General features: G+C 43.9%; 11 protein-coding genes and 1 pseudogene. All 12 read right to left on the bottom strand.

Annotated features, from left to right (window positions below):
• Window positions 1-55: 55 nt before the first annotated feature.
• The 12 genes and pseudogenes from B4Q04_RS20555 to B4Q04_RS20500 all read right to left on the bottom strand — a co-directional run bounded on the left by B4Q04_RS20555 (window position 56) and on the right by B4Q04_RS20500 (window position 12380).
• Entirely contained in the window at window positions 56-796 is a 741-nt protein-coding gene (locus B4Q04_RS20555; protein ID WP_013995115.1) for a tyrosine-protein phosphatase, read from the bottom strand.
• Between the two features lie 196 nt (window positions 797-992).
• The gene (locus B4Q04_RS20550; RefSeq protein WP_088697941.1) at window positions 993-3224 is read right to left on the bottom strand and encodes a TonB-dependent receptor; all 2232 of its coding nucleotides are present in this window, start codon (window positions 3222-3224) and stop codon (window positions 993-995) included.
• A gap of 99 nt (window positions 3225-3323) precedes the next feature.
• The gene (locus B4Q04_RS20545; RefSeq protein ID WP_088697940.1) at window positions 3324-3806 is read right to left on the bottom strand and encodes a hypothetical protein; all 483 of its coding nucleotides are present in this window, start codon (window positions 3804-3806) and stop codon (window positions 3324-3326) included.
• 84 nt (window positions 3807-3890) lie between these two features.
• Window positions 3891-4055 (bottom strand): annotated as a pseudogene (locus B4Q04_RS23190) (phosphopantetheine-binding protein); the annotation flags it as partial.
• Window positions 4056-4346: 291 nt separating this feature from the next.
• Entirely contained in the window at window positions 4347-5651 is a 1305-nt protein-coding gene (locus B4Q04_RS20535; protein WP_236631068.1) for a DUF3570 domain-containing protein, read from the bottom strand.
• Window positions 5652-5664: 13 nt separating this feature from the next.
• On the bottom strand, window positions 5665-5877 hold the full coding sequence (locus tag B4Q04_RS20530) for a DUF4266 domain-containing protein (protein ID WP_088697956.1): 213 nt from the start codon (window positions 5875-5877) through the stop codon (window positions 5665-5667).
• A complete protein-coding gene (locus B4Q04_RS20525; RefSeq protein WP_236631067.1) occupies window positions 5874-6854 on the bottom strand; it encodes an FAD:protein FMN transferase in 981 nt (326 codons plus the stop codon). The genes B4Q04_RS20530 and B4Q04_RS20525 overlap by 4 nt, the downstream gene beginning before the upstream one ends.
• A 109-nt stretch (window positions 6855-6963) precedes the next feature.
• Window positions 6964-7992, bottom strand: coding sequence for a Gfo/Idh/MocA family protein (locus B4Q04_RS20520; protein WP_088697936.1), 1029 nt, complete (start codon window positions 7990-7992; stop codon window positions 6964-6966).
• Window position 7993: 1 nt separating this feature from the next.
• Entirely contained in the window at window positions 7994-9262 is a 1269-nt protein-coding gene (locus B4Q04_RS20515) for an MFS transporter (protein ID WP_088697935.1), read from the bottom strand.
• A 9-nt stretch (window positions 9263-9271) separates the two neighbouring features.
• On the bottom strand, window positions 9272-10657 hold the full coding sequence (locus B4Q04_RS20510) for a four-carbon acid sugar kinase family protein (protein ID WP_088697934.1): 1386 nt from the start codon (window positions 10655-10657) through the stop codon (window positions 9272-9274).
• Window positions 10657-11301, bottom strand: coding sequence for a cyclase family protein (locus B4Q04_RS20505; RefSeq protein WP_088697933.1), 645 nt, complete (start codon window positions 11299-11301; stop codon window positions 10657-10659). Before B4Q04_RS20505 ends, B4Q04_RS20510 begins: the two co-directional genes overlap by 1 nt.
• Window positions 11302-11315: 14 nt before the next feature.
• On the bottom strand, window positions 11316-12380 hold the full coding sequence (locus B4Q04_RS20500; RefSeq protein ID WP_088697932.1) for a tartrate dehydrogenase: 1065 nt from the start codon (window positions 12378-12380) through the stop codon (window positions 11316-11318).
• Between the last annotated feature and the right edge of the window lie 111 nt (window positions 12381-12491).

Raw genomic sequence — 12491 nt, 5'->3', positions numbered from 1 at the left:
ACAGCGGCTTTTTTGTTTGAATACACGAAATTTCTTTCCTTCGATTTGACCTATCTTAATAAAAGGTCTCGATGGTATTATTGATCAATGGTAATAACTGCTCCAAGGTCTTTTTTGATACCGTAAGTTTTTTAAGGGCGTTGAATTGATTCATGTTATGTATATCCGAACCCAGGAAATCGATGAAACCGTTTTCTAAAAGTTCATGGGCTACTTTTGGCACTTCCTTGCCGTAATACTCGCTCAGCGACAATAAGTTCATCTGAAACAATATCCCATTGTCTTTGTATTGGTTATATCGTTTCATTCGATGGTGTAGAAAGCCATATCTCTCTGGGTGGGCCAGAATCGGAAAAAATCGATTGGAGGCCGTCTTTATAATGGCGTCATCAAAATTTATAGGTGGCTGCAAATAGGACATTTCTACAAGAAGATAGTCCTTCTTCATGGGCATTACGCCCGAGCTCTCCAATAAAAATTCATAATTGTCATCGATCATATGTTCGGCCGATGCCTCTATGGAAATATCTGTCAATCCATTTTGTAAAAGGGCATTCTTTAATTCCGATAGGGCGGCCTGAATCGTCTCTTTGGTGTTGGGGTAATAGTTAGACATGATATGTGGGGTGGCAATAAAATGCTTTACGCCCAATTCGGAAAATGCTTTGATAAGGCCAATCGATTCGTCTACGGTTTTGGCCCCATCATCAATACCCGGTAAGATGTGGTTATGGATATCGATAAACCCTTCTAGGTAATCGGACAAGAATTTCTTTTTACTGAAAAAGTGAAACATTTATAAGGGTTTCGTTAGTATCGTAAGAGGTATAACGGACAATGCCGATATTTATGATGTTTTGTTTGGTTCTATACAAAGATAAGTTAGAACCGCTATAATCGGAACAATTCTTAAAAACTTTGATCGGTCTTAAAAACAAAAACGATGGTAAGGTGAATTCACCTTACCATCGTTTGTATAAAAATTGAAAAAACTAAAAGGTGACCGAAACTTTTCCCCTTAAATAAAAGGGTGTACCCGGAGTAAAATGAATTTCTTCTACGGGTTCGGTTTCGTTAAAAAGTCGACTTTCAGTGGCAAATTGGGTTTCGTTCCATTCGGTGTCAAACAAGTTTTCTACAATTATGCCCAAGGTCCAATTCTTAATGGAATAGTTGATGTTCAAATCGGTTACAAAATATCCTTCCGCCACAATGGAATTATCCTCGTTGGCAGGTCTATCCTTCACGAACTTATAATTGATCCCTCCTGAAAAATTATTGATATTACTAAAGGAGAGTCCCGCCGAAGACGTTAGGTCGGGGGCCAAGGGAATATAGTCTTGACCGCTTGGGTCTTCACTACTTCTCGCGTAGGTATAGTTGATATCACCATTGGCATAGAGCCAGTCGGTAAGTTGGTATCTTAAACCGAAATCTAGCCCAAGGCGCTTGGTTTTTCCGCTGGGTTCAACGATGCCCGCATCGCCAACGTAAACGAATTCCTGGTCAAGGAAGAGGGACCATAGGGCTACATTGATCGCAAGTCTGTCTATGGGTTTATAAATAGCACCCAGGTCCGCCCCATAGGCCAAGGGTAAAATTTCCTTGCCATTGTTGGCTGTAACCACTCGGGTGTCGTTTGAATGATAGCCTATACCTGACTTGGCAAATAATTGCAAGTTTGACGTGGGGGCATAGATGATATTGAGTTTGGGCCCGAGAAAAAGTTTGTTTTCACTTTTGCTATCGTAGGTTTCGGAAAGTTTATCGATATAATCGAACTTAAAATAGTCTAACCTGAGCCCTGTGTTCAGGGTCCATTTGTTTTTCTTGTAGGTGATATCAAAAAAACCGTAGGCATTAAGTTCGTCAACATCGCCGAAAGCCAGTCGCTCCAATAGGGTTTGGCGATTCTTGGTACGGGAGAGTTGAACGTCATTGACATCATCGTACCTAAACCCTATACCGGACTCGTACTTGAACTGTGAATCGTGATTACCAATATGAACGGAATGCTCGTAGCTGGTTTCGGCCCCGATTATGGTGCGGTCTTCAGATTGCCTTATTTGGTCGCCGTTTACGGGGTCTTCCAAAAAGAATGTAAAATTGGAGAAAAGCTCGAAGTCATATTGGGTCAGATAGGCTTTAGATTTTACCCTTGAATGCTCATCAAGCTGTTTGGTATGGTTCAAAAGAAGGTTGCTCCTGCTGGTATTTCCTCCCTCCGTATCATCAATGGCCCCAAACCTACTGATGCTACCCGCGTCAACGCTACGTTGTGGTATCTGGCCCGAAGCGTCCCATTTACTTTGAAAGTGCGATAGGGTAAGGGTCAGGTCCTGATCTTTTCTATTATTGAATGAGTATCGTCCCATAATATTGATGCGATTGAAGTTTTGCGATGATTCAAAAGGACCATCGGTCAGAACTAGCTCAGAAGCCAAATAAGCGTTGCTAAAGTCGCTTTCGGCAACTTTGAACATACCTAGGGTACGGAGTGTATTAAACTGTCCTAGCTCAAGGGAGACCGTATTCTTATCGATTTTTCGTTTCGTTTTCAAATCGACGTAGCCGGCCGTATTGAAATTTCCCTTGTGGACATAATAGGGCCCCTTTCCGAAGTCGATGTTATCTATGGTTTCTGGGATAATGAAATGCATATCGGAATAACCCTGTCCGTGCGCATGCGATACCATGTTTACGGGAAGTCCGTCTACATTTATGGCCAAATCGGTTCCATGGTCGATATCGAATCCCCTTAAGAATATTTGTTCGGCTTTTCCTCCACCGGCATGCTGCCCTATAATTAACCCCGGTACTTTTCGCAATATTTCTTGTGAAGATTTTACGGGATTTGCCTTTACGTCTACATTGACAAAATTGCTCAGCGCATTTACTTTTGAAACCAATACGACTTGGTCGAGTGAGACGGCCGATTCTTGAAGGATGATTTCTACTGTGCTATTCAATTGGGCCTCGGTAATAGTAAGCTGTTGGTTTTTATAGCCCAAACTGTAGAAGTAAATCACATCACCGACCGAAATATCGTCCAGTTCAAAATATCCTGAAACATTGGTGTAGGTATACCCGCCTGTAGTCTTGTTATAGACCCCGACACCTTCTAAGGCGGTTTTATTTTCGCTTAGTACTTTGCCGTTCAGGTCATGGGCATAAGTGCTAGTACAAAAAAGCATTAATAATATATATATAATCTGTTTTTTCATCGTGTATAGTTTGATGTATAAAATAGAAGCCATAGGCACACCACCACAATAAAGAAAAGCGGTGTGTACGGTATATTGTAAGCCCCGATCAATAGGGTCTTATATCAAAAAAAAAATTGGCCAGATAGGTTTCGGTGGCTCTTCTATGGCATTGTAGTAGCTTGATTCTAGAAAGTTGTCGAAACAAAAATAAGTGGTTCGTGGTTCTGTGAATACAATACTGTCGTAGTCGTCAGAATCTTTGACCAGGTGTTTGTCGAATTTAAAATCGGCGTGCAGTTCTTCATCGTGATGTCCCTCTTCGTCGGATGCATCAAAGAGTGCGCTAAAAACATCGATGAATTCGTGTTGGTGAAGTGTTTCTTGACCGGAATGTTGGTGGGCCCGATGGTGTTTTTCCGTAACCGAAGCATGGGAAATAAGGTTATCGGGAATTGTTAATATATGCGAGACCTCGTGAAGTACGGTTTGGATTTGCTGGTGTAAAGGATTGATGATATAACAGAGCGCAATAATCAAGGCCATATATTTGATAAGCTTTGATTTTAGGACTTTAGCCGAATTTTGTTTGGCGCAATGCATACGATCCTATTTTACTCGATAATCGAGATTAAATGCTCCGAGGCTTGCCTCGAGGTAGTTTACGTAATCTTGAACGGGTACGTTCTATTCCTTTAATAAAAAGGTTAAGGTCTCTTCTATATATTTTAAATATTCTGCAATAGTAGGCAATTCAAATATCTTTTTTAAGGGAAAATTATATTCTATTTCCTCATTGATACGGGGCGTAAGCCGTAGGGCTGCCAAAGGATGGCCTCCTAAAGAAATGAAATTATGGTGAACCCCCTACCTTGCCCAATTGTAAAACTTTTGCCCATATACTTTCCAATAGGGTTTCAAATTCGTTTCGAGGGCCATTTGAACGGCGTTCAAATTTTATAAGCTGACCTTATCTATAGGAAACGCTTTGGAACCCTGAAGAAAGGCAGCATTGGAGGATTTTTTCCTTTGAGCCTGTCGGAGCGATTGCCCTACCTCGGTCAATTCATAAAATTATCTACTATGGCTTGAAAGATGTAAGGTAGTGCTTCCCGATTTTGAAGTATAGACTTTTCTTGTCTTTTAATCCATTACAAAGTTGAAACCAGCCGTAACAATTTGATAGCCAAAGGAGGTGTCGCGATCGTATCGATAGAACTTAAGGTCGATACTTTTTAGTCCGAATTTAGAAATATGTAGTTGGGTAAAAATATCGGTATAAGATACGCCTAAACCATATTGATGCGCATTGTACTTAGAGAGGTCGTAGTCCGAAGTGTAAAAATTTTCGGTAGACAAATGGGTTTCATAGGGTGCAAAGTAATCCGCTGCCGTTTGATTGTAAAAACGATAGGAAGGATATACGGTAAACTTATCCGATAGTTTTATGGGGATTTCAACGCTTGCCGTATGTGAGTTGATGCCCCAGTCATCGAAGTAATAGCGATAATAGGTGCGTAGCGACAGTACTTCGTTCATATACCAGTTCAAACGGCCTCCTATAGCGATTTTGAAGCGGTTGTCAGGAAGGCGTTCGATATCGTCGGCGAGATGGAAATCTTCAATAAAGCTATCCGCTACATCGCTGAAATAAACCCTTTGAAAAGGCGTGGAAAGTAGGCCTTGTTGTTGCACGAGGTCTATCGATACCAATCCCTGAACATTCTTGTGCAATATTTGCGAAAGTCCAAAACCCAAGGAGTATGAGTTTCTGTTCTTCTTTGTTAACTCCGTGAATTGTGGACTGTAATTTGGGTTTCCTGAAATTTCGTCGGGTCTGAAAAAACCTAGCCCTCCATCGGAAAAAGGACGAAGTTCTATTGGGTAAACGGTAGTCCAGCTATCCAAAAAGACATTGGCATTTATACTGGCTTCAGTATTTTTTTCATTGAATAGTTTGGAATAGCTCCCGCCAAATCCCAAAGAGAAGTAATCGTATTCCGAAGCGAGCGAAGCGCTGGCCGACCAAACATCGTTTCTGTTATCTGAACTATGGGTATAACTACCTTTTAGGTTGACCCAATTATCGGCTTTTGAGGCCCCGCTACTGGCCACAAATGCATTGGCGCTACCTTTTCCGTCAAACGGATCGACATTGCTTGAAGAGGCCGAGGTATAGGCCGATACGCCTGCATCTATGGTCAAGACATCATCGTCGTTCAAGGGTATCGATACTACTATGGTACCGGTAATATCCGTTAGCTCTTCTGTTCCAATGCCGCCACTGACCGCTGCATTATCTCCATCTTGCGAGTAGTAGCTTGATAAAATATCGACTTCGGTACTCTCAAGAACCCGTTTTTTGTAGGTGGATTCTTCTTGTGACCTTGCTTCGGCAAAAGCGAAAACCAGCAAGATCAGGAGTATATTTTTTATGTGGATCGTCATATCTGACACTTTTTTAGTTACAGCCGCATCCGCCACCGGTTTTTCCTCCATTTGCCCCTACGGCCGCTTCGCGATATGAATGCGCGATCGTTACATTTCGGTCGCACTTTTTGTCCGACAGGGCCATATCGGGATCGTTGAGGTTTACTTTATCGTACTCTTTTACCACCACACAACTGTTTAGGGTTATGATAAACAATACTACTGTCAAAAATCGAGCGATCATAATTTTTCTATTTCTATTTTGTCGGATGTATGGATGTTTCCTTTCCCGTCAATTAAAATGCATTCAACATTCGGTATCTGGTTGATTCTGTTAAGCCCGACTTCCTTCCCCATAACAAAGACCGAAGTGGCCAAGGCGTCGGCAAGTTCGGCTTTTGGGGCGAATACGGTTGCGCTGATTATGCCCGTAGACGGATAGCCTGTTCTCGGGTCGATGATATGGGAATAACGAATACCGTTAAACGTTACGTATTTTTCGTAATTGCCAGAGGTTACAACGGCTCCGTGTTGTATGGGAAGCAGCGCAAACACCTTGTTTTTATCCATCGGATTGGTGATGGCCACTTTCCAAGGCTCGCCGTTTGCTTGTTTGCCCCATGTGTTCATATCGCCAGAGGCATTGATGATACCGGAAACCACACCTTCGCTCATGAGCATTTTTTTGGCATGGTCGGCCGCATAGCCTTTCCCTATGCCCCCAAAACCTATTTTCATGCCCTTTTCCTTTAGAAAGACGGTGCGGTTTTCTCTGTTTAAAACGATTTTTTTATAACCGACTCTAGAAACGGATCGTTTTATGGCTTCGGGGTCGGGAATTGTGGTCATACTCCCGTCAAACTTCCAAAGGGCATCCATGGAGGCGTAACTGATGTCAAAAGCACCGTCGGTGAGTTGGCTAATGGCAAGGGACCGCTCGATAAGGTCGAACAGTTCTTTGTCGACTTTTACCGGTCTGATTCCTGCGTTTTTATTGATTCGTGAGGTCTGCGACAGACTGTCCCAAGAAGAAATCAATTTTTCAATTCTTGAAATGTCGGCAACGGCCATATCAATATATCTATGGGCCTTGGTCGAATCGGTATCGACAACGGTGATGTCGAACCTGCTGCCCATAAGCCTTAGGGTACGGCTATAACTTTCTTGTGATCGAGCGTATATAGCGGTAAACACGCAAAGGGCTAATAATATCCTCTTCAAGATCGGGCAGATTGAATTCTATAGACTTATGTAAGATGTATCAACAAAGATACTGGGCAAAGGTATGCCTCTATCTTATACAAATGTAAAAAGTGCGGAAATATTGTGTTTATGCGATGTTGACAGGCGATTTTTCATCGTTGGAACGGTAGATGGCATCTTGAACCTCTATGTTCTTTAGGTATTTAGATACCTCCGTTTCAAAGGGCCTGTTATCGCACAGTCGTTCTATGAAATGTGATTGTGTGGCGAAGACACAATCGCCCGAAAAGTTCTTATTCTCAAAGTGGTAGGTGTGCTTGGTTTCTTTTTTGCCGAGGGGCTGCACGGTAATGGTGCCGTCGTCATAGAGCCTTATGCTGCCCTTGGGACCATCGATCAGTACCGAGCCAAAGGTCAACCTGGGGTCTTCGGCCGTATTTTCGTTATAACGGCTCGCATCTAAAAAGCCTAGGGTTCCATTTTCAAAATCAAAATTTACCCAAGCAAAATCCTCCCCTTTAATATTGGGGTTCAAGGTGCGTAACTTGGCGTAAACACTTTTGATGTTTCCTCCCAAAAAGCTGAAGACGTCAATAAAATGGATGCCGGTCTCATAGATAAGCAGGCGGTCCATTTTACGGAAATAAGGTTGTCGGTTCATATAGGCGTCGTCTTGCCAGCCATCTCCCATCCGCATACGAAGTTGAATGGTCTGTATTTTGTCGCCTATTGTATTCTGTTCCAATAGCTTTTTGATTTCGCGGTACCATGGCATAAACCGGAAATTCTCGTGTACCATCATACGGACTCCCGAGCTTTTTATCATTTCTGCTATTTGAACGGACTCCCCATAAGTAGGGGCCAAGGGTTTTTGACAGATGATATCGATTTCGTTTGCAATGGCAAGTTTACAGAGTTCTAAATGGGTTTCAGGGGGTGTTATAATATCAACGAAATCAGGTTTTTCCGTTTCGAGCATGGTAACCACATCGTCATAGGCCTTTTTGAAACCATAGGTGTCACAAACGGTTTGGGCCTTTGCGAGTTGGTGGTCGCAAATGGCTGCAATCTCTACATTCTCTATGCGTTGCCAGGCATCAAAGTGAAATTGACTAAAATAACCTGCCCCGATACATACTCCTGTTAACTTTTTCATTTTAGTATAGTGAAAAGTGTTTTGATGGTTTCATATTGTACCAAATGAATATGGCCATAATGTTGAGGGCCGCACCTACTATAAAAAATAGGGTAGTGGAACCTGTCCATGCCAATAAATAAGGGAATAATAGGGCCGTAATAAAGGCTCCTATGTTTCCGGCCATGTTCATTGTGCCCGATACCGTTCCCGAGTGCTTTTGGCCAATATCAACACAAAAGGCCCAAGATGGGGGAAGGGTCATGTCCGCCCCAAAAATAGCGATACTTAGAAAAACAATGGCTCCAACGGCCGAATCCATATAAATACTTCCCAAAAGACCAATGGCCGCAAGGCCAAAACCGATAGATGCGGGCAATATTCTCGATTTGTTCCAATTGCCGTTTTTGAATATCCTGTCGATCAGCCAGCCTGAGACCCAATTGCCTATGGCCCCAAAAGTGAGGGGTATGGCCGAGTAGAATCCGGCCTCGACCGTTTCTAGTCCGTATTCGCTCTTTATATGGGGAAAGAGCCAGGTAAGGGCAAAGAAAAAGGTGAAATTACTGGCAAAGTACTGGCCCATGGCCAACCACATGTTCCTTGATTTAAGCAGGGTTCCGAAATGTATTTTTTCCTTGGTTTTTGTAGCTTTTTTGTTTTGTCGGGAGGCAATGATAAATTCCTTTTCCTCCTTTGAAATACCGTTGTGTTCCTCGGGGGTGTCACGGAATAAAAAGTACCAGGCCAATGCCCAGAGCACGCCAACGGCACCTAAAATGAAAAAGGTGATCCTCCATCCGAAGTCGTTTACCATCCAGGCAACGGCAGGTAGGGCGAAGGCCGCACCTAGTCGAGAACCGGAAAAATTGATGCCGGTTACCAATCCCCGTTCCTTTAGGGGGATCCAGCTAAAAATGGCCCTTGACATGCCGGGAAAGGCACCCGCCTCACCCGCGCCAAAGAGAAAACGTACGATCAAAAGCGATATAAAATTAAATGCTGCTCCCGTCAATGCGGTAAACACCGACCATAAGGTTACGATCATAGTGAGTACCCGGCGTGGCCCGAAGCGGTCGGCCAAAATACCCGACGGGGTTTGAAAAAAGGCATAGCCAAGGGAAAAGGAGGCTAGAATCCATCCCATTTGTTTGTCGCTGAGGTTCAGGGCTTCCGAAATGGGGTCTTTGGCAACAGAAATACAGATGCGGTCAATATATAAAAGCAGGGCCAGCAAAAATGTGCCGACCACCATAAAATAACGTTTAGGGAAATAACCGTGTTCTTTCATCTTTATCTATTAATTCAAAAGTTCTATTACTTCGGCCACTGCCGTTTCATCACCAACATTTCCAGGGAAAACGATATAAGGTAAATTAGGGAATTTCGACTCATTTCCCAATTGCCATACCGGAACCCCTTTAATGACCTGTCCGAGAACCATGGCGCGTTTTACACCCAAACCCTTGGTTGCGATATCGCTAGACGTTATCCCTCCTTTGGCCAGTATATATCGCGGCCGAACCCTTAGCTGTCTTATAAGGGAGTTCAGTCCGTTCGCCACTTCGTTGACAATAGCCAGGCTTTCTTTTTTATCGGCGCCCTTTACGATGGTGCGACTGGTGTAAATTACAACGTTTTGCCCCTTGTCTATGGCCTTGTCGGCTTGTTCGGCCAAATCGGATATTTGGGCGTTAAAGGCATTTATGTCGAAGACCAAATTCGCGTTCAGCTCAAGGAAGAGGGCGGAGCTTCTGTTTTTGAGATAGTTTAATTGGGCCGTTGTTTTGGGGACGTAAGAACCGACAACGGTCAGGGCTCCATAGGAAACTTTGTTCTTTAATAACTCGCCTTTTTCAAGGCATTTTTTAGGGGCGATTCCTCCCAAGGCGTTGACAAAGGAGGCGGCGCTTCTAAAAACGAGATGGCCTTGATGTAAAAGACAGGACAAGGCTATGGCCTGTAAGTCGGAATAACTTGTGGCGTTGACAACAAAATGTGTTTTTGTCTTAGAGGTTAAAGCTTTTTGGACCTTCGTCAAATCCGATGCGCGTAAGTCGGCCAGTGATATCGACCCGATTTCATCGGGAGATATGCGGGGCCCATACTTTTCGAGAATGTATTCCTTAAGGTTGGATGAAGAATAGCCAAAAGTATTGTCTTGGGCGAACGGTGTTTTGGAAGCTGGTACAAAGTGTTGCTTTTCGGCAACGTAGTGCACATCATTGAAGGTGTATCTTCCCCCTTCAAAAAAAGCGGGAATCAACAGTTGTTTGGTGTTTTTCCACCCTAATCCCTTGACCAGGGCTTCTACCTCGTTCGGATAATGGCCTCGTAAGGTGGAGTCGCTACGGCTGATTACCAAAACGGACTTATCAAGTTTGTCGGCCGCTATCTTTAAGCGTTGACCGATGCATTCGGCAAGGGAGTTGGCTTCTTCGGCCTGTAAACTTCTTGAGTTGGTCAGGATAAAAAAAATACGGTTATCAGCTAGTTCCCGTTCTAAGATCTCTTGGGTCCATTCCGTTATTACCGGTATGTCGTATATGGTTTGGGTACCGGTGGGGTCATCATCTAGAACGACTATGCTTTTGGGGGATGTCTCCAACGCTTTAAGAATAGCCCTTTCGTATCCGGGTAGTGCATCACCTTCCGTAATCGAACGTAAAATTGCCGTTTGTTCCATTAATTTTCAGTTTCTATAGCTATGACCCGGGCCGGAGCGCCATCGCCTTTTGCTACTTTCAAAGGAAGGGCGATGAGCGTGACCTTGGGTTTTGAGAGGGCCTCAAGGTTGGTTAGCCCTTCTATGATGATTACCTTGTTCTTAAATAAGATCGTGTGTATTTCGGTAACCTCTTCAATATTGTTGACATCTGCCACCGATGGGGGTTCCACGCCCAATATGTTAACGCCGTTGTTGCCGAGCCAAAGGGCGAGCTCCTTGCCGATACGCGGTAAGCTGTTTCTATAACTATCGGTCCCCGCCCGCTTGCTCCAACCGGAACGCAATAATATGCTTTCCCCTTTTCTGAACGAATGGGCCACGTCTCCCAAATGGGAAACCTTTATTTCTTCGCTAGGGGAGATGGAAGTGATATCTACGACCCAGGCTTCTGAAATAAAATGGCTTACCGGCAACTCGTCTATGGTCTGCTCAGTGGTTTCAAAATGAATCGGGGCGTCCATATGGGTGCCACTATGCGAGTATAGGTGCAAGGTGGTGGCGTTCCATCCATCATCGGCTACTGTTTTAGCATTTTCTATGGATGCCCCGGGCATATGGTTGCCAATGGTCTGTGTTAGGTCTATGATTCGTTTTTCACCCATTTGGGAATTCAGTTTTAATTGGCCTTTATGAATGCGACTACACTTTCTGCTACTTCGGAAGTTGTGGCGTTTCCTTTGAGGTCCTTGGTTAAATTGCCCTTGGCGGTAGTGTGTTCTATACCGACAAGAATATCCTGGGCAGCCTCTGATTCGCCCAAATGTTCCAGCATGATGGCCGCGGACCAGATTTGACCTATAGGGTTGGCAATGTTCTGTCCTGCAATATCGGGTGCAGAACCGTGAATAGGCTCGAACATTGAAGGAAAATTATTTTCAGGGTTGATGTTTCCACTACCGCCGAGGCCTAAGCTTCCCATTATGGCACCGCCAAGATCGGAGAGGATGTCGCCCATCATATTGGTAGTGACGATAACATCAAAAACTTCAGGTTTCAAAACAAAGCTGGCCGAAGCATTGTCAATGTACATTTTCGTATAGGTAACATCAGGATATTGCTCCGCAACCTCCGCTATGACCTTGTCCCAAAAGCCCAAGGTGTAGATCAAGGTGTTCGATTTGGTTACGTTGGTCACGTGCTTTCGGCGCTTGCGGGCCAATTTAAAGGCGTAATGGGCGATACGTTCAACGCCTAATCGGGTGACCATGCTGGTGTCGACGGCGACGCCATTGGGGGTGTCAGGGTAAAGTATTTTACCGTTTTGGACAAATTCCCCTTCGTTGTTCTCACGAAGAATGACAAAATCGATGTCTTTTTCGGTTTTGTCCCTTAGGGGACTTTTTACCCCGGAAAAAAGTTTTACCGGTCTGTAGTTGACATATTGCTCCAGTTGGGTACGTACTTTAAACGTGTAGTCCCTTGCCGGAAGGGTATCATCCACCGCAGGTAGGCCAACCGCCCCAAAGTATATGGCATCAAAGGCCTTTAGTTGCTCTATGCCGTCTGAGGGCATGAATTCCCCGTGCTTTAAATAATGACCGGCACCCCATGAAAAATCGGTAGTGTCTAGGGAAAAATTGTGTTTTGCTGCCACGGCCTCTAATACGGATACGCCCGCTGGTACAATTTCGGATCCTATGCCGTCTCCTTTTACAACGGCTATTTTATATGTTTTGCCCATAGTTCTTGAATAAAGCTAAATTTTGTTGCACAGATTTGCACAAATATTAAATGTTAATTTATCGATTAATTAAGTATTTTTGACAAATATATGTAAATTTGGTTATCAATT

The sequence above is a fragment of the Zobellia sp. OII3 genome, from assembly GCF_002211465.1.
GTDB lineage: Bacteria > Bacteroidota > Bacteroidia > Flavobacteriales > Flavobacteriaceae > Zobellia > Zobellia galactanivorans.
The sequence above is the reverse complement of the archived record's forward strand: the minus strand, read 5'-3'. Positions and strand labels throughout refer to the sequence as shown.

What these genes read in the sequence shown, in the direction of transcription:
- B4Q04_RS20555 (WP_013995115.1), bottom strand. Translation starts at nt 796, where the DNA reads ATGTTTCACTTTTTCAGTAAAAAGAAATTCTTGTCCGATTACCTAGAA.
- B4Q04_RS20550 (WP_088697941.1), bottom strand. Translation starts at nt 3,224, where the DNA reads ATGAAAAAACAGATTATATATATATTATTAATGCTTTTTTGTACTAGC.
- B4Q04_RS20545 (WP_088697940.1), bottom strand. Translation starts at nt 3,806, where the DNA reads ATGCATTGCGCCAAACAAAATTCGGCTAAAGTCCTAAAATCAAAGCTT.
- B4Q04_RS20535 (WP_236631068.1), bottom strand. Translation starts at nt 5,651, where the DNA reads ATGACGATCCACATAAAAAATATACTCCTGATCTTGCTGGTTTTCGCT.
- B4Q04_RS20530 (WP_088697956.1), bottom strand. Translation starts at nt 5,877, where the DNA reads ATGATCGCTCGATTTTTGACAGTAGTATTGTTTATCATAACCCTAAAC.
- B4Q04_RS20520 (WP_088697936.1), bottom strand. Translation starts at nt 7,992, where the DNA reads ATGAAAAAGTTAACAGGAGTATGTATCGGGGCAGGTTATTTTAGTCAA.
- B4Q04_RS20515 (WP_088697935.1), bottom strand. Translation starts at nt 9,262, where the DNA reads ATGAAAGAACACGGTTATTTCCCTAAACGTTATTTTATGGTGGTCGGC.
- B4Q04_RS20510 (WP_088697934.1), bottom strand. Translation starts at nt 10,657, where the DNA reads ATGGAACAAACGGCAATTTTACGTTCGATTACGGAAGGTGATGCACTA.
- B4Q04_RS20505 (WP_088697933.1), bottom strand. Translation starts at nt 11,301, where the DNA reads ATGGGTGAAAAACGAATCATAGACCTAACACAGACCATTGGCAACCAT.
- B4Q04_RS20500 (WP_088697932.1), bottom strand. Translation starts at nt 12,380, where the DNA reads ATGGGCAAAACATATAAAATAGCCGTTGTAAAAGGAGACGGCATAGGA.